This is a genomic window from Marinicrinis sediminis, from assembly GCF_042685085.1.
Taxonomy (GTDB): Bacteria; Bacillota; Bacilli; order Paenibacillales; family KCTC-33676; genus Marinicrinis; species Marinicrinis sediminis.
This window is the reverse complement of record NZ_JBHUMM010000045.1, coordinates 1-21,118: the sequence shown is the minus strand read 5'-3', so window position 1 is coordinate 21,118 and position 21,118 is coordinate 1. Positions and strand designations below refer to the sequence as shown.

Annotated in this window: 16 protein-coding genes, 1 rRNA gene and 1 riboswitch; of the genes, 14 read left to right on the top strand and 3 right to left on the bottom strand. The window is 50.8% G+C overall.

Annotated elements, in window-relative coordinates; all coding sequences use genetic code 11:
• Positions 1-4: 4 nt before the first annotated feature.
• From bioF to ACFSUC_RS18495, 3 genes are read left to right on the top strand one after another with little or no spacing between them, the layout of a single operon-like run.
• On the top strand, positions 5-1,264 hold the full coding sequence (gene bioF, locus ACFSUC_RS18505) for an 8-amino-7-oxononanoate synthase (RefSeq protein WP_379931133.1): 1,260 nt from the start codon (positions 5-7) through the stop codon (positions 1,262-1,264).
• Positions 1,265-1,316: 52 nt separating this feature from the next.
• Entirely contained in the window at positions 1,317-2,078 is a 762-nt protein-coding gene (locus ACFSUC_RS18500; protein ID WP_379931132.1) for an alpha/beta fold hydrolase, read from the top strand.
• Positions 2,050-3,009 (top strand): methyltransferase domain-containing protein, encoded by a 960-nt coding sequence (locus ACFSUC_RS18495; RefSeq protein ID WP_379931131.1) that lies wholly within the window; start codon positions 2,050-2,052, stop codon positions 3,007-3,009. Before ACFSUC_RS18500 ends, ACFSUC_RS18495 begins: the two co-directional genes overlap by 29 nt.
• 79 nt (positions 3,010-3,088) lie before the next feature.
• Here ACFSUC_RS18495 and ACFSUC_RS18490 read toward each other — a convergent pair whose 3' ends face one another.
• Together ACFSUC_RS18490 and ACFSUC_RS18485 are read right to left on the bottom strand one after the other, a co-directional pair.
• Positions 3,089-4,399: a glutamate-1-semialdehyde 2,1-aminomutase gene (locus ACFSUC_RS18490; protein WP_379931130.1), complete on the bottom strand. Its 1,311-nt coding sequence runs from the start codon at positions 4,397-4,399 to the stop codon at positions 3,089-3,091.
• Positions 4,400-4,459: 60 nt separating this feature from the next.
• Positions 4,460-5,536, bottom strand: a complete 1,077-nt coding sequence (locus ACFSUC_RS18485; RefSeq protein WP_379931129.1) for an LCP family protein — start codon at positions 5,534-5,536, stop codon at positions 4,460-4,462.
• A gap of 214 nt (positions 5,537-5,750) precedes the next feature.
• Between ACFSUC_RS18485 and ACFSUC_RS18480 the strand changes: the two genes are divergently transcribed.
• The 4 genes from ACFSUC_RS18480 to bcp all read left to right on the top strand — a co-directional run bounded on the left by ACFSUC_RS18480 (position 5,751) and on the right by bcp (position 9,139).
• Positions 5,751-6,782: an ABC transporter ATP-binding protein gene (locus ACFSUC_RS18480; RefSeq protein ID WP_379931128.1), complete on the top strand. Its 1,032-nt coding sequence runs from the start codon at positions 5,751-5,753 to the stop codon at positions 6,780-6,782.
• Complete coding sequence (locus ACFSUC_RS18475) at positions 6,775-7,569, top strand: ABC transporter permease (protein WP_379931127.1); 795 nt, start codon at positions 6,775-6,777, stop codon at positions 7,567-7,569. The genes ACFSUC_RS18480 and ACFSUC_RS18475 overlap by 8 nt, the downstream gene beginning before the upstream one ends.
• Positions 7,570-7,576: 7 nt before the next feature.
• A complete protein-coding gene (locus ACFSUC_RS18470; protein WP_379931126.1) occupies positions 7,577-8,362 on the top strand; it encodes an ABC transporter permease in 786 nt (261 codons plus the stop codon).
• Positions 8,363-8,674: 312 nt separating this feature from the next.
• Positions 8,675-9,139 (top strand): thioredoxin-dependent thiol peroxidase, encoded by a 465-nt coding sequence (bcp, locus tag ACFSUC_RS18465; protein WP_379931125.1) that lies wholly within the window; start codon positions 8,675-8,677, stop codon positions 9,137-9,139.
• Positions 9,140-9,412: 273 nt separating this feature from the next.
• Here bcp and ACFSUC_RS18460 read toward each other — a convergent pair whose 3' ends face one another.
• Positions 9,413-9,703 (bottom strand): hypothetical protein, encoded by a 291-nt coding sequence (locus ACFSUC_RS18460; RefSeq protein WP_379931124.1) that lies wholly within the window; start codon positions 9,701-9,703, stop codon positions 9,413-9,415.
• Positions 9,704-10,074: 371 nt separating this feature from the next.
• Between ACFSUC_RS18460 and ACFSUC_RS18455 the strand changes: the two genes are divergently transcribed.
• The 7 genes from ACFSUC_RS18455 to ACFSUC_RS18425 all read left to right on the top strand — a co-directional run.
• The gene (locus ACFSUC_RS18455; RefSeq protein ID WP_379931123.1) at positions 10,075-11,523 is read left to right on the top strand and encodes a polysaccharide deacetylase family protein; all 1,449 of its coding nucleotides are present in this window, start codon (positions 10,075-10,077) and stop codon (positions 11,521-11,523) included.
• An 81-nt stretch (positions 11,524-11,604) separates the two neighbouring features.
• Positions 11,605-12,630 carry an AAA family ATPase gene (locus ACFSUC_RS18450; RefSeq protein WP_379931122.1) on the top strand — a complete coding sequence of 342 codons (1,026 nt, stop codon included), beginning with the start codon at positions 11,605-11,607 and terminating at the stop codon, positions 12,628-12,630.
• A complete protein-coding gene (locus ACFSUC_RS18445; protein ID WP_379931121.1) occupies positions 12,627-13,709 on the top strand; it encodes a DUF58 domain-containing protein in 1,083 nt (360 codons plus the stop codon). Before ACFSUC_RS18450 ends, ACFSUC_RS18445 begins: the two co-directional genes overlap by 4 nt.
• Entirely contained in the window at positions 13,684-16,119 is a 2,436-nt protein-coding gene (locus tag ACFSUC_RS18440; RefSeq protein ID WP_379931120.1) for a DUF4129 domain-containing transglutaminase family protein, read from the top strand. Before ACFSUC_RS18445 ends, ACFSUC_RS18440 begins: the two co-directional genes overlap by 26 nt.
• A 96-nt stretch (positions 16,120-16,215) precedes the next feature.
• The gene (gene guaA / locus ACFSUC_RS18435) at positions 16,216-17,754 is read left to right on the top strand and encodes a glutamine-hydrolyzing GMP synthase (protein ID WP_379931277.1); all 1,539 of its coding nucleotides are present in this window, start codon (positions 16,216-16,218) and stop codon (positions 17,752-17,754) included.
• A 357-nt stretch (positions 17,755-18,111) separates the two neighbouring features.
• Positions 18,112-18,211, top strand: a riboswitch (purine riboswitch).
• A gap of 182 nt (positions 18,212-18,393) precedes the next feature.
• Complete coding sequence (locus tag ACFSUC_RS18430) at positions 18,394-19,743, top strand: NCS2 family permease (RefSeq protein ID WP_379931276.1); 1,350 nt, start codon at positions 18,394-18,396, stop codon at positions 19,741-19,743.
• A gap of 1,104 nt (positions 19,744-20,847) precedes the next feature.
• Positions 20,848-21,118, top strand: a 16S ribosomal RNA gene (locus ACFSUC_RS18425); the annotation flags it as partial.

The following is a 21,118-nucleotide window of genomic DNA, read 5'->3' as shown; positions in this document are numbered from 1 at the left end:
AATAATGAAGCACCGACAAGCAGACGAGAACAGTGAATATACAGCTGATCAGACCCACACGCCAACGGATTCTCTTGCCTGGATGGATGCGGAACTCGATGAACTTCAGGCCCGGCAGCAGGTTCGGTCGCTCCGTGAAACCGCAGTAACTGCGGCGGGCTGGCTAGATGTGGAAGGAAAGCGGCTGCTGCATCTGGCCTCCAATGATTATCTGGGACTCAGTATGGCAGAGAATGACTGGCCGGAGCCGTCTCCCGCTGCGCGATTGCTCGGTTCGGGCGCTTCCAGGCTCATCACGGGTCATTATCCCGCTTATGCCCGGCTTGAGGAAGAGTTTGCCGCGTTTAAGCAAGCCGAAGCCTGTCTGGTGTTCAGCAGTGGCTATATGGCCAATATCGGGGTGATCAGTTCCCTCGTCGGCAGAAATGATGAGGTGTTCAGCGACCGCTACAACCATGCCAGCATCGTGGACGGTATGCTGCTTAGCCGGGCGAAGCTTCATCGTTACAAGCATGGAGACATGAATCACCTAGAATCTCTACTGAAAAAAGCGAACCCCAACGGGAAAAAGCTGATTGTCTCGGATAGTATTTTCAGTATGGACGGTACCATGGTCCCGCTGAAGGAACTGGTGGAGCTGAAACATCGCTACGGTGCCATGTTGATGATCGATGAAGCGCATAGCAGCGGCCTTTACGGACCTGAAGGAGCAGGGCTTATTCACGAGATGGGACTGCAGGATGACATCGAGATTCAAATGGGCACCTTCAGCAAGGCATATGGCGGTTATGGCGCCTATATCACAGGGAGCCGCAGACTGATCCGCTATCTGACAAACCATGCGAGAAGCTTGATTTATACAACGGCTTTGCCCCCGGTCGTGGTGGAAATGAACCGCTACAATGTTCGGCGCTCGCGCCAGGAGCCCTGGAGAAGGGAAAGACTGAACGAGTTGAGTGGCTGGTTCCGGCATCAACTGAAGGGAATGGGCTTTGATACGGGGAACAGTGTCTGTCAGATTATTCCGGTCATGACCGGTTCCAATGAGAAGGCCTTGCAGTTCAGTCGTGAACTGCATCAGCGAGGCATTGCCGGAGTAGCGATCCGTCCGCCCACGGTTCCGGCAGGAAGTGCCCGCATTCGCTTCACGCTGACAGCTGTGCATGAGCGAGCGGACCTGACGTGGGCGCTGGAGCAAATGGAAGAAGCCGGACACGCGTGCGGACTGATATCATCTCAAACAGATCGCGCTGATCACGTATGATCATGAAAGGAATGGATGAGCATTGCGAATCCTATGGGTTGCAGGTTGGGGGATGCCTTCGAATTGCTGGGAGGAGGTCCTCCCTTTTTTTTCGAACGACAAGCACCAGATCGTGAAAATGGAAAACGGCCATACCTTGGCGGATTGGGAGCGGATGTTGTCTGAGGCGATCCGAATGACGCCAGATGAACCGCTCGCGATTGTCGGCTGGTCCATGGGGGGAATCCTTGCACTCGATGTGCTGGCGCGCATGCACAAGGAAGCCCCGGCGTCTATATCTTCAGTCAAGCGAATCGTGCTGGTGAGCACGACATTGAAATTTACGTCGGAAGACCGCCAGCTGGGCTGGCCGGAGCGAATTATGCATCGCATGATTCATAAATGCCGGGCGTCATCTGAAGTGGTGTTCCAGGATTTTGCGGCAGCTATGCTAACGCAAGCCGAACGCCATCAGACGGAGAGAAAATTAGCCGAGCTGCTGGTTCATTCATCCTGGTCCCATCAAGCATTGTTGGCAGGATTGCAGTACCTGTGTGAGGCGGATGTGTCCCAGGCGTATGTGAAGCTGCTCGAAGAGAAAGACATTCAGATCGACTGGATTCACGGCACGCAGGATGCGACGTGCCCGGCTGCGGCGCTGAGGAAGCTGGAGCAGCGGGACGGAGAGGCGAAAGGCAAGGCTGGCTTTCTGTGGGTAGAGCAGGGCGGACATGCCCTGCCGCTCAGTCATCCTGCGCAGCTGGCCTCACACATTCATACATTATGGAAAAGGACACCGATGCCAAATGGAAGGGAAGAATCTCTCACCGATTAACAAAAAGATCGTCAAGCGCCACTTCGATCGGCATGCCGGCACCTATGATCAGTTTGCCATCATTCAGCGCTATGCAGCGGAACAATTGCTGCGCATGCTGGACGCTTCGGTGACAAATGCCAGTGCCTCCATGCGAATCCTGGAGATAGGTTGTGGAACCGGCTACGTGACGGAACGTCTGGCGGTGCAATATCCGCAGGCCCGGGTGGTGGCACTGGATATGGCTCCGGCGATGCTACAGGCCACAAGACAGAGACTTCATGACCACCATGGGGAGAACGTGCGCAGCAGGATCGAATACGTGTGCGCAGACGCCGAAGAATGGGTGCAGCAGTTCCCGCAGATGTGCCAGAATTCGCATGTCTCCAAGGTTTCGATAGATTCAGGAAAATTTGATCTCATCATTTCCAGTGCAGCTTTTCAGTGGTTCAATGAACCTCGCGAAACGGCAATGGCGTATTGGAGGCTGCTCAACCCAGGAGGATATGCCGCCTTCAGCACGTATGGCCCGGATACCTTTACTGAATTGCATCAATCCTTTGCCGAGGCTGAGGCAGCGCTCGGATTGCCCCGTCACCGGCACGGACAGAGGTTTCCAGCCTTGTCTGACTGGGCGCGTTGGCAGTCTGAGGCAGGTCTTGAACCGCTGTGGATGCAGGAGGAACATGCGGTGGAGTGGCATTCTTCTGTGGACGCATTTTTGCGTGCTGTTCAGAAGACGGGAGCGTCCAGTGCGAGCACAAGCCCAGGCTCGGGCCGGTTAAGTAGAGCCCTGCTGCGGAACATGAAAGCATATTATGAGCGGCATTTTGGAGCAGAACAGACTGGGGAAGTGAACCATGACGCTCGTATACAGGCCACCTCTCATTTGTTATGGGTGGGGGGGATGAAGGATCATGGAATGTCAGTCAAACAGAGAAGCCGCAAATAAAAATCCAGCAACGCCTTGGCGCCTGCTGGATTTTTTGCTGTTAATCGGGATATGGATTTGTTTATTTGGCTTGACGTTCTCAGTGGTTCATATGGGCAAAGGCGTGTTCGGCTGCTTCAATCGTACGATCGACATCCTGTTCGGTATGCGCGATCGTCAGGAACCAGGCCTCGAATTTAGAGGGAGCCAGGTTAATGCCTTGATCGAGCATCAAGCGGAAAAACTGGGCGAAATGTTCCCCGTCTGTATCTTTGGCTTCCTCATAGTTCGTAACGGGATGCTCGCAGAAGTGGGTCGAGAGTGCGCCGACAATGCGGTTGACGGTTAGGGGCACTTGGTGGTGCCGTGCAGCCTGTTCCAGGCCGTTTTGCAGACGCTGCCCCAATTGATCCAGCCGGGTATATGTTCCGGGCTCACTCAGCACTTCCAGACAGGCCACACCTGCGGATATCGAAGCCGGATTGCCAGCCATCGTTCCTGCCTGGTACGCAGGCCCAAGGGGAGCGACCTGCTCCATAATTTCCTTGCGGCCGCCGTAGGCGCCAATCGGCAGTCCACCGCCGATAATTTTCCCCATCGCAGTCAGATCCGGTTCGACCAGTGAAGGATCGGGGAACGCACTGTACGTTTGGGCGGCGCCATAGTGGAAACGGAATGCACTGATCACTTCGTCATAGATGACGAGTGCGCCGTAGGAGCGAGTCAGCTGACATAAGGCTTCCAGATAGCCGGGCTTGGGCATGACCATGCCAAAATTACCGACAATCGGCTCGATCATCACCGCAGCCGTTTCTTCGCCCCATTTGTCCAATGCCTCGCGCAGGGCGTCGATATCGTTGAAAGGAACGGTTATAATCTCCTGCGCAATAGAGCCGGGGATACCAGCGCTGTCCGGTATGCCCAGGGTGGATGGGCCAGAGCCGGCCGCCACCAGCACCAGATCAGAATGACCGTGATAACAGCCGGCGAACTTGATGATTTTGCTGCGTCCCGTGTAGGCACGTGCCACGCGTATCGTCGTCATGACCGCTTCCGTGCCGGAATTGACAAAGCGAACCTTGTCCATTGACGGAATGGCATCCTTTAATTGCTTGGCAAATGTAATTTCCAGCTCTGTAGGGGTACCGTACAGGACGCCCGACTGGGCGGCCCGGGTGATCGCCTCGGTAATATGCGGGTGGGCATGACCGGTAATGATCGGTCCGTACGCCGCCAAATAATCAATATAGCTGTTGCCGTCTACGTCGGTAAAGGTTGCACCCTTCGCTTCTTTCATAAAAACGGGGGCACCGCCTCCGACTCCCTTGAAGGAACGGGAGGGGCTGTTTACGCCTCCGACAATATGCTGCAATGCCTGCTCATAGAGGGCATGGGAACGTTCACGTTTCATCGTTGTTGTATACTCCTTTTGCCTGTCTGACAGACCAGATTGCCTGCATGTCGAGTGGAATCAGGAGGCAGAATCAGATGCTGGTTCTGTCAGGGATGATGACGATTCGCCAGTCTGTCCGTCAGCGCCAGATGAGGAATGGGTTCCTTCAGCATCCGTTGGAGCTGGTTGCTCCGGTTCCGGTTGCTTGGCGAATGACTCCTGAATAAATTGCTGCAATTGGGCCTGATCAGCAGTTAGTACGCTGGCTCCGCCGATGGATACTTCCTGCAGAAGCTCAAATGGCGGGAGCTGCAAGCTGGCAACCTGGCTGGTACGCACATCAAAGGCGAGATTGCCCAGTTTCAGCAGGTTGTTCGGTGTAATATTCGTTTCAATATGCTTTTTGACATTGTTCAGAATGGACGGAAACTTCATGATGGACGAGGTGGACTGCACCTTGTCCGCGATAGCGGTCAGGAAATTGCGCTGACGCTCGGTTCTGGCATAATCGCTCATGGCATCGTGGCGGAAGCGAACATATTGCAGTGCTTTCTGACCATCCAGATGCTGATAGCCTTCCTTCAGGTTAATGGTATAGGCCGGGCCATCTGCACGACTGCTGTAGTACATGTCTTTTTCTACATAATAGTCAATGCCACCTACTGCATCGACCAGGGCGATGAAGCCTTCAAAATCAACAAAGATATGATATTGAATCGGGATGCCAAGCCATTCACTGACGGCTTTCTGGGCCAGGTACGGGCCTCCGGTCGCAAAGGCCGAGTTGATGCGGCTTTGTCCATGTCCGGGGATATCCACCCAAGTGTCCCGCAGAATGGACAGCAAATGAACCTGCTTCGAGACGGGATCGACAGAGACGACGATCATCGTATCCGATCGCGGAGGTTCCCCGTTCTCAATGCCCCGGGAGTCGCCGCCAAGCAGAAGAATATTGACTCGTTCTGTTCCTTCCCATACTTCAGGCTCATATTGCTGCACTTCATCATCCTGGTACAGATCCTTGAATCGTGAATTCTCCTTGGATGTATGTATATCGGCGGCAACGGAATACAAGTAATACGTGAGTGCACTGCCTAATCCAATCAGGACAATCAGCAGGCTGATCAGAATCCATTTCCATTTACGTTTTTTCATGTGTGTTCTATTATCCTTTCGTGTCGGTCAAATCGAGTCCATGTTTTCTGCATGTGGCAGGCTCGTCCAACGGACGTCTGTTCCATGCTTTCCACGCTATCTCGGATCGTGTATGATGATCATGATGTTTAGTTTATACGAAAATGGATGTTGGTTCAATGCATCTGTTTCTGATCCATAGGAAGCATCCATATAAAGGAGAGGGAAACCGCGAATGAATGCGATTGAGGTTGAACATCTGCGCAAGCAATTTCGGGTTCAACAAAATCGGGAGGGACTAACGGGGGCGATCCGTGACCTGTTCCGAAGAACCTATAAAGAAGTGATCGCCGTTAACGATATCAGCTTTACGATCCCCCAGGGAGAAATCTGCGGATATATTGGAGAGAACGGGGCAGGGAAATCGACGACGATCAAGATGCTGACCGGTATCCTGGTTCCGACATCGGGCCGCCTGCAGGTTGGAGGCTATGTCCCGTATGAGCAGAGAGAGAAGTTCGTGCGCCATATCGGGGTCGTCTTCGGTCAGCGCAGTCAATTGTGGTGGGATCTCGGTGTCATCGAATCCTTCCAGCTGCTGCGCAAGGTATATCGGGTCGGACAGCAGGATTACAAGACCCGTCTGGATGAACTGGTGGAGCGTCTGCAACTGGGTGATCTGCTGAATCGACCGGTGCGCAAGCTCAGTCTCGGACAGCGAATGCGCTGTGAACTGGCCGCCTCCCTGATTCATAACCCTTCGCTGCTGTTTCTCGATGAGCCGACCATTGGCCTCGATATCGTGGTCAAGACGGAGATCCGGCAATTTCTGAAGGATCTGAATCAGCGAAACGGTACGACGATATTGTTGACCACTCATGATTTGCAAGACATTGAGGCACTGTGTTCCCGCGTCATTATGCTGGATGAGGGACAGGTGATCTATGACGGCAATCTCGATCATCTGAAGTCCACATGGGGCAAGGGCAAGGAAATCGCCTTCCAGTTCGAGTCTGCGGTCGAGCTTGGGCAGCTGGAGCAGTTAACGAAGGATCTGCAGGTAGAGTGGTCGCTGGAGAATGCGATGCAAGGAAAGGTGTTTATTCCGCAGCACGCAGCCAAGGTGTCCCAGGTGCTGGCCCGTTTGGTCAATGAAGTGGAGATTCGGGACATGAAGATTTTTGAGACGAATACAGATGACATTGTGCGAGAGATTTACAAGACAGGTTCTGCGGACAAGCCGGCTGAGGTGAGTGTGCATGTATAGTGCCTATCTGGAAATCATTCGCATTCGTTTTCTGATGATGCTCGCCTATCGGGTGAATTACTACAGCGGGATTATTATTTATGCCATTAACATTGGCGCGTATTATTTTTTGTGGAAAGCGATCTACGGCAACAGTGATACGCTGGCAGGATTTACGGTGGAACAGATGACGACTTATGTGGCAGTGGGCTGGATGGCGAGGGCTTTTTATTTCAATAATCTGGATCGTGAGATTGCGCGCGAGATCAAGGACGGCAGTGTTGCGATTCAGATGATTCGGCCCTATCAATATTTAATTGTGAAAATGATGCAAGGGCTCGGTGAAGGGATTTTTCGTCTGCTGCTGTTTTCCGTACCGGGAATGCTACTGATTCTGCTCTTGTTTCCGGTGAAACTGCCTGCTGACCCAGCGACCTGGGGGATTTTTCTCATTATGATCTGGTTTAGTTTCCTTATTAATTCCCAGCTGAATATTTTGGTGGGTCTGTTTGCGTTTTTCGTGGAGAATAATGAAGGCTTGATGCGAATGAAACGGGTAGCCGTAGATTTGTTCTCCGGACTGATCATTCCGCTGACCTTCTTTCCAGACTGGGCGGAGCGTATACTGACCTGGCTGCCGTTTCAGGCGATTACCTTTCTTCCTGCCTCGGTATTTACAGGACGGGTGACGGGTGGAGCCATTTGGGAGGCCATGGGGGTTCAATTGCTATGGTTCCTCGTGCTTACCGTACCGATTGCGTGGACATGGCGCAAGGCGAGAAAACGTTTGTTTGTGCAGGGAGGGTAGGCGAACCATGTTTTATTTGACGATGTTCTGGGATTATTTGAAGGCTTATATGAAGACGAGGATGACGTACCGCTCGGATTTTTGGATAGAGGTATTTACAGATTTGCTCTTTCAGGGGATGAATCTGTTGTTCATTCTGGTGGTGTTCGGGCATACGGATCTGTTGGGCGGCTGGAACCGCAATGAAATCATTTTTATCTATGGTTATTTCATGATTCCGTATGGAATCTTCGCCTGCTTCTTCAACCTGTGGGATTTCACGGAGCGCTATATTGTAAAAGGGGAAATGGATCGTATCTTGACCCGGCCTGCATACAACCTGGTGCAGCTGTTGCTGGAAAATGTGTCCCCTCCTTCGCTGTTGGGGGCCGTAACAGGAGGCATCATCATGGGATATGCCTGGATTTCACTCGGACTGCCGTTTGAATGGTATACCCCGCTCGCACTGCTGTTGTTTATCGCAGGGTCTGTCATGATTTACGCAGGGATTTATATTGTCTTGACGGCGATTTCCTTCTTCTCGGATTCCCCGACGGGCATTTTGCCGCTCATGTGGAATATTCAGCAATATGGCCGCTATCCGGTGAACATTTACAACAAGATTATGAAGTTTGTGCTGACCTGGATGATTCCGTTTGCCTTCGTGGGTGTCTATCCGTCTGCCTTTTTTCTGGACAAGGAAACGGTTGCTGGCTTCGCCTTTCTCACCCCGCTGGTGGGGGCTGTCTTTCTCACTGTCGGGATCTCGATCTGGAATGTCGGCATTCGTAAATATCGCGGAGCGGGAAGCTGAGGCCACTTGTTCTGCTTCTGTTGTGATATTTTCCTGGAGGTGGACAGCGCAAGTTTGGTCTTCCTGCTCTCACTTATGTACAATAGAAGCAGAGGTTCATATGCGATGAAGTACATCCAGGCAGATGCACAAGCCGTTCCATCTAGATTTGCACTGATGGCACCGATTTTCATTTTACAGACGGTACAAAGACGGTTTGCAAGATTGTACAGAAACTGGTTTTACAGACTACACCGAAACAGGCTACACCGAAACAGGCTACACCGAAACAGATTTCAGAGATTGCACAAAATATGAAGAGGAGTGAATGGGATGTCAGAGATTGAAGTAGGACAGGTCGTACCGGATTTCACGTTGCCCGCTTCCAGCGGCGGTGAGGTGAGCCTGCATGATTTCAAAGGACAGAAGGTCGTCATTTATTTCTATCCAAAAGACAACACGCCGGGATGTACGACGGAGTCATGCGATTTCCGTGATGCTCATCCTGATTTTGAACAGCTTCAGACGGTGGTACTGGGCATTAGTCCGGACAGTCTAAAGTCGCATGACAAGTTTATTGCCAAGCACAGTTTGCCGTTTACCCTGCTGGCAGATGAGGATCACACGGTGAGTGAGCAGTTCGGGGTGTGGAAGCTGAAGAAGATGTACGGCAGAGAATTTATGGGGATTGAGCGCTCTACGTTTCTGATTGATGAGGAAGGCAAGCTGGCTCAGGCGTGGCGCAAGGTCAAGGTAAAAGGGCATGTGGACGAAGTGCTGGCTGCGGTAAAGGGCTAGGGTTCATCCTCCCGGCTGTGATGAGACAGATAGGCGGAATGGGCATCAAATGAAATGTATGCGCAGCAAGTGAAATGTTAATGGCGTAAAAGCTAAAAGAGAGAAAGCTAAATGAGAGAACACTAAAGAGAAAGCTAAATGAGAGAACACTAAAGAGAAAGCTTAAAGAGTGAAGGCTAAAAAGAAGCTAGATGAGTGAAAAGCTGACCGCGTCCTGGGATAGGGCGTGGTCTTTTTTGATGATCGTCTCCCAGGCAGGCCTGCAACAAGTGATTAAGGTGCCTTTTCCGTATCGACGACAACATAGCCGAGGAACCCATTCTTTTTGACAACAACCTCTTGTACAGGTGTGTAGGTTTCGCTGTTTATCCAGCCGTTTACCGCGTAGAGGTTGTCTTGGGGCATTTTCGTGATTTCAGCCTGTAAGGCGGTTTTCCATTGCAGGTTCATCCAGATGATTTTGCGAATGGCCATTTCGGGCGTATAGCTGCGAATGAGAACAAGATAAACGGTCAGGATGGCAACGATGGCAAATGTCCATCTTTTTTTCTGCTTTGTGTTCATATGGGGTGTTCTCCGATCTCCTCAAGCGGGGCAGATTTCCTGTCAATAATCTGATTAAGGCTAGTTTGCTGTATGCTGGCAGACATTTAATAGATAGGGAGGATTCAGTTAGGAACGAGTCACAAAGAAGGTACAAGATATCACAAGAAATCAGCATGTAATTTCCTGATTATACCATGGATAGGGTTAATCATCCATAGACCGTGACACCGCAGACGATGGCACTATGACACCGCAGAACATGACATCGTGACAAGGCTGGAATGATCTCACGAGATTATTTGTACAACCAGTCATACACATTGCTTCTTCCCCATATAATCTAGCAATCGGTTTATATCAAAGATTCCATTTGGGAGGAAGCGAAACGGATGAGAACGGTGAAGGGTTGCGTAATGGTCGTCATCGCACTGCTGATCATGATCGGTTGGGGACAAGAATGGGCATGGGCAGCAGAGGGAGAAAGTGACGGACAGGAAGACCAGAGCCTGGACGCGCACTATAGGCAGTTGAAGCAGGGTGAGAGAATCATGCCGCAAGCTTTTGACTATGTTACACCGGAGGAGCCGACAGTCTATTTGACTTTTGACGACGGCCCGAGCAAGCTGACGCCCCTAGTTCTCGACATTTTGAAAGAGGAACAGGTTCCCGCGACTTTTTTTGTACTGGGTGAACTGGCCGAGTACAGACCTGAGCTGCTGGAGCGAATGGTGGAGGAAGGTCATGCGATTGGCAATCATACGTATAATCATAAGTATTCCGAATTATATACAAGCTATGAGACTTTCTGGGAGCAGATGGAGCAGACAGAAGCGGTGATAGCGCGCATCACGGGCAAACCGACGATGCTGGTCAGAGCTCCCGGGGGGACGTATTTGAATTTTGACGCCTTTTATTTCTATTATCTCAACCAGGCGGGCTATCGGATTCATGACTGGACGATCGACAGCGGGGACAGCCGCAGCAGCCAGGTGAGTGCGGAAGAGATTATCCGTACGGTCAAACAAGGCACGCTCGCCCATGAGGTCAATGTGTTGATGCATGATGCGGCAGGTAAGCAGGCGACGGTGGAAGCGCTGCCTGAGATCATTCAATGGTTCAAGAGCAAGGGATATGAGTTTGCCGCACTCACTCCGCAGGTAAAACCGGTCATGTTCAGACTGGGCTCATCCAGATGGGAACGCAACGTTTCGATGAACCAGCATGAAGCCTGGACCCACAGCAGTCTCGATCACCTGGAGGAAATTCGTCTGGTGGAGAACTCGGAAGAAGCGCGACGCCTCGCATCTTCACAGTTGCCTGCGAAGATGCCAACGGTGCTGGCAGATATCATGATTGACACGGATCCAGTAGATAAGGCAAGGGCAACTACCTCATCAGATCCAGCAGAGACGCCGGAAACAAAGGTATTCACAGCAACCACAGATCCAACCGGAAAAATGAGAAATACGAAACCAATCGAAACCATGGCAAACACGAATCTAACCGAAATAAGTGAAGCATTTGAAATGACCGATTCAAGCGGGGCTGGAGAAGCAGGCGCTGCCGTGCTTCGGACGCCAATCTCTATTCGCCAATTAACCACATGGCTGGGAGGCATCGTGAGATGGGAAGGCGAGACCAAGCAGGCTGTATCCATATTCAGAAACGGCACGATTGAATGGCTGCCAATTGAGCAGAAAGCTCGGGTGCATATGCCGTCAGGTACCTTTACGGTGTCATTGCCTGAGCTGGAGCTGGATGAGGCAGGGCATACGACGATAGAGGGCATTGGACTGGTTAGATTGATTCAATCCTCTCTCATGGATTCCCTTTCATAGATTGCGAGTCTAAGATCCTCTTCTTTCGGCAATGCTATTCAGAGAGAATAGATTTGTCTGGAAGGCAAGGAGGTCGATCTCATGGAACGGTCTGTGGAAAAGGACTGGCCGCTGGCGGAAGCCCCCCGGGAGTTGCTGGAGCGCGTGATTAACCGTGTGCAGCAACGATTTGCCGGGAAGAGAGAGCTCATAGAGAAATGCATGCTTTCTTTTGTGAGTGGAGGTCATGTACTGCTGGAAGATGTACCGGGTGTTGGGAAGACGCTGCTGGCGCAGACAATTGCGAATGCGCTGGATATGGATTTTCATCGTGTACAGTGTACGCCGGATGTTATGCCGGCGGATTTGACAGGCTATCCTATCTATCATCAGCCGAGTCATCGTTTTGAATTTCAGAAAGGGCCACTGCACTGCAATCTGCTGCTGGCTGATGAATTGAACCGGACGACGCCGAGGACGCAATCTGCACTCCTGGAGGCGATGGGGGAAGGCAGTATCAGTGTAGACGGTACCCAGATGCCGTTGCCGGTTCCTTTTCTGGTCATCGCAACGCAGAACCCCTCGTCCTTCGAGGGAACGTATCCGTTGCCGGAAGCGCAGCTGGATCGATTTATGATGAAGCTGTCACTGGGTTATCCCGATCCGGATTCAGAGGTGCGGATGCTGGATCAAACGGATCGATTGGCCGAAAGGGCACGACAAAAGCGACCGATTTTGTTTCGGGAAGAATTCGTCCAGTTGATGAAGCAGCGGGCGAAGGTGTATGTCGATCCTGCCTTGAAGAGTTATATGGTGGCATTGGTGACGCAAACGAGACAGCATGCGGATATATCGCTGGGTGCCAGCCCACGTGCAACCGTCCAATTGCTCCAGTGCGCTCAGGCCCGTGCGATGCTGGCAGGCAGAAGCTATGCAATCCCTGATGACATCCGCGCTATGGCCCCTCATGTGCTGGCCCATCGTATGGTGTGGCATACGCGTCATGCTTACACGCATCAGGAGGCGGTGGCGTGGATGAGCGAGCTGGTTCATGCGATTCCCGTTCCGGTGTTCTCCGCTTCGGGTGTACGGTCCAATCGAGATGTGAAGCAGAGGGTACCGGGATGAGATGGCTGACGCTGACTTTATTGTGGACGGGATCATGGATATATGCAGGTGTGTCGGGCGGAGCTACGGCCTACTTTTTCGTATGCAGTTTGGGTTTGGTTTGGCTGTGTGCCTGTCTGCCATTTTTTGCGAGAAAGGCTGTTGCGTCGATAGATCGGGAAGTAGAAACGTTGGAGGCAGAGGAAGGGGATACGGTTCGAATTCGTACACGTCTTGTCTTGGGCACGCGATGGCTTCCGGTGTGGCTGTTCGTAGAGGAAGCATGGAACTGTCCGCTTTCTGCGGATACGTGGGTGGTCAGAAAACTCGGTTTTCCGCTTGGAAGAAGAAACTGGACCTATACGTATGAACTGGAGAGCTTGCCAAGAGGAAGATATACGAGTACAGGAGTACGGATCGAGTATGGGGAACCTTTCGGTATTACCCGCCAGAAACGTCGTGTGCAGGATGAACAGATGTTAGACGTACATCCGAAACCGGATGAGAATCGGGATCGAAGCAGGTTGCTAGCTTCGCTGCGAATCCCGCCGACCCTGGATATGGAGGGGGAGCGGGAATGGACAGGAGTAAGGGAATTTCGCCCCGGAGACCGGGTGAGGCACCTGCACTGGAAGCAGTCCGCCAAGCATGGCAAACCCCATTTGCTGGAGTATGGTTATAAAGGAAATCCATATAGAGGGATTTGGCTTCATAGCTGGCTCGATGATCCGCAGCGTGAGGAGCGACTGGAGAGGCTGATTCAACAGATGATGAATCTGCAGGCTGAACTGCATGTGGATGCTGTTTCGGTTTATTTGGGTTTGTCCTGGAAGACGAAGAGCGGGGTGCTCGGTTATTGTGCAGATTCATTTGAATCGATGATGGACAGGCTTTGTCAGTATCCCGCTATGTCGGCTGGTGAGGCTCATTCCGCTCATGCCCTGTTGCACCTGTTCAGGCGTATTCCCGTGTGGACGATCCTGGATCATTCTCAGCAGCAGGCCATGGAGGATGTGAAGCATTGGAGCGGACAAGCGATGATGCAGTTGATACAGGGGAAGGGAGGAGAGGGGAATGAAGCCGTCCGTACCTTCTCCTGATAAAGCTATTTTCGGTCGACGCAGGGTAATGGCTCCATATAGGGTCTTGTTTTCGATGAAGGGGATGCTTCGCTGGCTGATTGCAGGATGTTTGTTGGGCTGTATTTACACATGGCTCAAAACGTTGCAGGTGCAGTGGATGCATACGGAGGTGTATATCCTGCAGCCGTTTATGCTGGCGGCAGGGGTGTTTGCCGCGCTGCGCATGCTGGTGGACTCGGTGGCGGTGAGGATCTGCGGGTATGTGCTTACCGGTTTGTTGTTGATCGTCTCTTATTTTGAGCCACATTCAGCCTTTCAAGAGGCGGTATGGTCAGACTTGTTCCATGTCTATGTTCAGGATGCGGGCTTTTTGCTGCACGGCGAGTTGGGATTAGTCAGTGGACAGGGCAAGACGCTGCTTTTCTTCATCGGTCTGGTTCTCATGATTGAAGCGCTCTATTATTTGACGATTGTGAAGCATTCGGTCAGCTGGTTTGTGGCTTTCCTGGTCAGCTATGTCGCTGTATTTCAGCTGCTGACGGGTGCAGATGTGAGATGGGAAGCGGCGGGGACGGTTGCTTTGGGTCTGAGCCTGCTGTCCCTGACCAGACTATTGCAATTCTACGACGAAGGCAAGCATCCCTCTCATTCGATGCTGACTTGTTCAGCGATTTGGCTGGTGGTGATGCTCGGCCTGACTGGAGGGACCCTTATCGTGTCTCATGCGCTGACAACGGGTTATGAGGGACAGAGCAAGGTGATGGACCTGGATACGCTCATGGAAAAAGCGGGCTGGATCACACCGGGTCACCTGTCCACTGATTCGCTTCCCGCGCTGTCCGGCTACGATCAGGATGACCGTCAACTTGGCCAAAGCCTGGTGCCGGATCATACGTCTGTTTTTGTGGCGAAAACACCGCATGTGACCTACTGGCGTGGTCAGTCCAGAGCCTTGTACTCCGGTAAAGGTTGGCTGAATGACGGGGAAACGGGAGAGGCCGCCTCCAAACCTTTCGAATCTGCCAACTTTAATGGCATGGCTTATGCAGCGGGTGGCGAAGAGATCTTCCAGCAAACGATCCAAATGAGAGAAGGGCATGCGACCACGGTATTATTTGCAGGAGGGCCTGCGGTTCAGGCGGAAGCGACGGAAGATGAGGAGCTGGCAGCCGTGTATTATGATTCAGTGAGTCAGGCGTGGTTGAGCGCCACGTCAGCGGTTTCGGACTATGCAGTCACGGTCGCCGCTTCATCCAGAAATGGTTCACTTGTACCCGCCCTGCTGCGGGAAGACAGCCTGTATGTGTTTCCGAGGCCGGGATTTCTCTCCGCAAGGGAACAAAGGGTGTATACACAGCTTCCCGAGGGACTTCCGGTCAGGGTGGCCGAGCTGGCAAGAGAGTGGACGAAAGAGAGTGAAAGTGAGGAGATGTCCATTCTGCTTTTGCTCAGGGAGCTTAGCGCGCGTTATTCTTATCGAATGACGGGCAGTGAACGCCCTCCGAAAGACATGGATTTTGTCGATCATTTCTTGTTTGAACAACAGTGGGGCTATTGTGATCACTTCTCCACCACCTTTGCGGTGATGCTGAGGACGTTAGGTATGCCGACTCGCTGGGTGAAGGGATATGGAGCGGGAGAAGTCATCGCTGCCCCAACGGATGAGACGGACACGTTCGAAGTCGAGGTGCGGCAGGCAGATGCCCATTCCTGGGTGGAGGTGTATGTGGCAGGCACGGGCTGGATTGGACTGAACCCTACCCCGGCCAGATCGGATCATCCAGTCTGGGCAAGTCTGTCAGGGGAGCCTTCTTCGTCTGAAACAAAGCGGTGGAGCACGGCAGATGTATTCACTTCTGTCCAAGCTTGGGCTGGAGAGTGGTCACAAGCCTCCATGCTCGGAAGAAGCTGGCTGAGGCATCTGTCTGCGGAAGAAGCAGGTTCATGGGCGCAAGCTGCGAGTGGAAGGCTGCAAGCGTTGCCGATGCTCCCAGATGTGTCGGAGAATCGACGGATTTCCGTTGCATGGATTCTGGGGATCGGACTCCTCTTGCTCCTGATTGTCATGGCCATCGCCTGGCGGTTCGGTTATCCGTTACGGGCACGGGGCTGGCAGTGGTGGCAGCGCGGTGTTCCTGTTCACCCGGGGAGAAGTCCAGAGCAAGCTGTGATGTGTCAATTGGATAGAAGGTGGCAGCGTATTTTCCGCAGGCTGGGAGCGCGGAATGACGGGGAAACGCTGCGGGACTACGCGAGTCGCATCTCTAGCAAGCGACCAGAGCTTGAAGACCGCTTGCGGGCCTGGGTACAGTTCGACGAACGGTTTCGTTATCAGGAAAGGGCGCCCATGCGCAGTCGGCAGGAGGATGTCAGGCAGATGACCCGTTTATATGACAGCCTGTTTTCCAATTCCAGTTATTTTTCTTGACGGTATGAATTGCGCTTCGATATAATGAGTTCTATTAGTTAGGCACGCCTTGTCCGGCGTGTCCCTATTACGTTTAGGAGGGCTTTGTCGCACATGATTAACAAGCCGAATGAAATGGTCGTCGTACTGGACTTTGGTGGACAGTACAATCAGCTTATTGCACGGAGAATTAGAGATTTAGGGGTTTACAGTGAACTGCTTCCATATAATACTTCGATGGAAAAGCTGAAGGAACTGAATCCGAAAGGGATTGTATTTTCTGGCGGACCCGCAAGTGTGTATGGGGAAAATTCCCCGATTGTAGACACCGCTGTCTATGATTTGGGCATTCCCATTTTGGGGATTTGCTACGGCATGCAACTGATGGCTCACCAGCTAAAAGGCAAGGTGGAGCGAGCTCATAAGAGAGAGTACGGTAAAGCCATCGTGAATTTTAATGAAAATTCTCAACTCGTGCAGGGTCTGGAGCAGCTGCAACAGGTGTGGATGAGCCATAGTGATTTGGTGCTGGATCCGCCTGCAGGATTTATGATTGATGCCAGCACGGAACATGCCCCAGTTGCGGCTATGAGTCATCCGGAGAAGCAGTTTTTTGCGGTTCAATTCCATCCAGAAGTGCGTCATTCCGTCTACGGGAACGATATGATTCGGAACTTTTTGTTTGAAGTGTGCGGATGCGAAGGTCAGTGGAGTATGGAGACCTTTATTGAGGATGCGATTCGTGAAATTCAGGAACGGGTTGGGGATCGCAAGGTATTGTGTGCACTAAGCGGAGGCGTTGATTCCTCGGTGGTGGCGATTCTGATCCACAAGGCGATTGGCGATCAGCTGACCTGTATGTTTATTGATCATGGCTTGCTGCGTAAAGGCGAGGCAGACAGTGTCATGGAAACGTTCAGCGGCAAATTCGACATGAACGTGGTGAAGATTGATGCCCGTGAACGCTTCATGTCCAAGCTTGCAGGCGTAAGTGACCCTGAGCAGAAGCGTAAAATCATCGGAAACGAGTTTATTTACGTCTTCGATGAGGAGTCTGTTCAAATTGGTGAATTTGACTTCCTGGCACAAGGGACTCTGTATACGGATATCGTGGAAAGTGGAACAGATACTGCGCAAACGATCAAATCGCATCACAACGTAGGCGGTTTGCCGGAGGATATGCGTTTCGAGCTGATTGAGCCTCTGAATGCGCTGTTCAAGGATGAGGTGCGCAAGGTTGGGGAAGAATGCGGTCTGCCAGCTGAAATTGTATGGAGACAGCCATTCCCGGGACCGGGTCTTGCGATTCGTGTGCTTGGAGAAGTAACGGAAGAAAAACTGGAGATCGTGCGTGAGTCGGATGCCATTTTGCGTGAGGAAATCGCCAAAGCCGGACTGGATCGTGAAGTGTGGCAATACTTTACGGCCTTGCCGAACATGAAAAGTGTCGGGGTTATGGGGGATGCCCGTACGTATTCCTATACGGTCGGGATTCGTGCAGTAACGTCCATCGACGGCATGACGGCGGACTGGGCCCGTATTCCATGGGAGGTACTCGAGAAGATCTCGAACCGGATCGTGAATGAAGTCGATAACGTCAATCGCATCGTGTACGATATTACTTCCAAACCGCCTGCTACGATCGAGTGGGAGTAGGCTCGGCAACTCGGCAAGTAGCCTGGTGCTGAAAAGATATCATAAAGAAATATCAGGATGAGATATCTGAATAAATGGACAGGAAAGATAACCGAGAAATAAACAGGAACGATCTATAGCAAGCGCTCACTGTCTCTATGGGCAGTGAGCTTTTTAGATTCTTGTCAGACTTTCCAGCATCCGTCAATGGGTGAGCTCGAAAACCGACCTTTCTTCTGTGATTAAAGTCATTTCATTCATATTGGACTTGTATTATTAGGTAGAAAGCGTTTTCTTCCGAACTTAATTTATTTTTCATTAAAAAATGTTCGGATTTCATGTTGACAAGTGCCGACATCCCTTTTAGAATAGAGAACGGAAAACAACAAAAAAAGCTTTCGTATATTCTCAGGAATTGGCTTGAGAGTCTCTACAGGACCACCGGAATGGTCTCGCTACGGAAGACGGCAGCATGTACATCTAGCTTTACGAAGATGTTCTCGCAGGTTGTCGTTGGGTGTGGAAGTCGTAGAGAGTTTGAGGCCAGAGAATATATCTGGCCTTTTTTTGTTATTAATCCGAACGCTAACATTTCCAATTTAGGGAGGACTCAGCTGTATGGCTAACACACCACAGCAAGGCAACAAGAACGAGAATGGCATCGCGAGATACTTCGAATTTGCCAAGCATGGAACCACTTTTAGAAAAGAGATCATTGCGGGGATTACGACGTTTTTGGCAATGGCGTATATTTTATTCGTTAATCCGAATATGTTGAGCGGTGGAGAGCTTCCTCCAGATGTGAAGCAAGGGATGATCGACGCGGGAATCAGCTTCCCGAGCTTTTCTGCTGTGTTTACCGCTACAGCAGTCGCCGCGATTATTGGCTCGCTGATCATGGGAATCTTCGCTAAATATCCGATTGCGTTGGCACCGGGTATGGGCCTGAATGCATTTTTTACTTATTCCGTCGTGATTGGCATGGGCATTCCTTGGCAAAATGCATTGGCGGCTGTATTTATCTCGGGTATTGTGTTTATCTTCCTGACGATGTTTAAAATACGTGAAACGATTATCAATGCCATTCCACCTGTCTTGAAGCATGCAGCTGCGGCAGGGATCGGGTTGTTCATTGCCTTTATCGGTTTGAAGAACGCAGGTATTGTGGTTGCAAACCCTGTCACCTTTGTTGAACTGGGCAGCTTTCAAAGTAAAGAAACGTTATTAGCGATTTTCGGGATTGTCATTACCGCTCTGCTCATGACACGCAAACTGAACGGCGCGATTTTCTATGGCATGATCATTACAACGGTCGTTGGTATTATTGTTGGTATTATTAACGGACCAAGCGGTGTGGTGGATACACCAGCTGCACCTGAAACATTTGGAGCCCTGTTTGATCCATTGTTCAGCTCTGACTTTTTCACCAAGGATATGTTGATTGTGATATTGACGTTCCTGTTTGTAGACTTTTTTGATACGGCAGGTACATTGGTAGGTGTGGCAAGCCAGGCTGGATTTATGAAGGATGGCAAATTACCGCGTGCGGGCAAGGCACTTGCTTCTGACTCTGTCGCAACTGTAGCTGGTGCAGTAATGGGTACTTCCACCACTACTTCTTACATTGAATCTTCTGCAGGTGTTGGTGCGGGCGGAAGAACTGGTTTTACCGCGGTGATCGTAGCAGGCTGTTTCTTCCTTGCGATGTTCTTTGAACCGTTGCTGTCTGTCGTTACACCGCAGGTTACAGCGCCAGCGCTCATCATTGTAGGTGCGCTCATGGCTTCCAATTTGGCCAAGATTGCGTGGGAACAATTAGAAGAAGCGATTCCGGCATTTCTGACGATTATTACGATGCCATTGACCTACAGCATTGCAACGGGGATTGCGCTTGGATTTATTCTTTACCCGCTTACGAAGGTCGTGAAGGGTGAGGCGAAAAAGGTTCACTGGATTATGTATCTGCTCTTCTTTGTTTTCCTCTTCTACTTCATTTGGTTGAGAGAATAGACTGGATAGCCAGATATCAAATAAAGGACTTCGGCATGCACGTGAGCCGGAGTCCTTTTTCGTTACGCGAGATTTATCTATGATCTATTTGCGGTACGATGCATGCTTTCTATTGTAATAGAATAGCGCATAAGCGCATAATGATGGACGGCTTTGAAGGGAGGGGTACTAAACGACTTTTTGTTTAGCCTCATGTTGCTGCAATACTTTCTTCAGTTCCATATACAGTTCCTCTGTGCTGGAGGTGCATAAGATTTTTTGTGATTTTCCAATAGAGACGATGCATTGTTTGGAACAGTCTTTGCAGCGACCGATGCAATCTTTCTTCTTGTGTTTATGTTGAGGAAATTCTGCTTTCATATGTTTGTAAACGGATTTGGATGTCTTCTTCATGTTGCGGCAGCAGTAATGAATCTTCATTTTGATCCACCTCAATCAGTCATATACTTTTAAGACAATGATAATCATTATCAGTTTAAACGTCAATTCATTTCCTTACTATTGGATTTATATTTTGATTTAGTTGACAAGTTTATTCGTGCTGTGATACATTATTACTCGCCGCTTCAAACGGCTTGTCTATCGAACATCCCGCAATCGAGTTCATCTCCGTATAGAGTGAATTGGAGAGGGGAGTTGTTGCAAGCTAACCTTATCGTCAGATAGGGAATATGCGGTCTGATATGATCCGGTTGCTTCATGACTTCAGCAAGCGTCATAACCCTTCTGGACTCAGCGCCATGTGCGAGAGACCGGATGAAAAAAGCACTTGCAAAAGCGCAAGCGATTGTGATATATTAAAAAGCGTCGCTGAAAACGACAGCGACATGGATGAGTTCTTCTTCACTCCATATCAAGTCATCACCGAGTGAAAAAAAACTTGCCAAACAAAAACGGATGTGTTATGATACTTCTCGCTGCTAACCACGCAGCGAATGAGAAAAGGCATCACACAAACGAAACACATTGTCCTTTGAAAACTGAACAGCGAGCGAAATTGTCCAAATTTCAAAATAAGGTTTCATTGTCCTTTCCTTTATGGATCGGACGGGAACCCCCGGAATGAAAATTCCAACCAGCAACAAAATGAGCAAGTCAAACACTTTATTGGAGAGTTTGATCCTGGCTCAGGACGAACGCTGGCGGCGTGCCTAATACATGCAAGTCGAGCGGAGTATAAGAAGTGCTTGCACTTCTTATACTTAGCGGCGAACGGGTGAGTAACACGTAGGCAACCTGCCTGCAAGACCGGGATAACTAGCGGAAACGTTAGCTAATACCGGATGGTCCAGAAAATCGCATGATTTTCTGGGGAAAGAGGGTTTCGGCTCTCACTTGCAGATGGGCCTGCGGCGCATTAGCTAGTTGGTAAGGT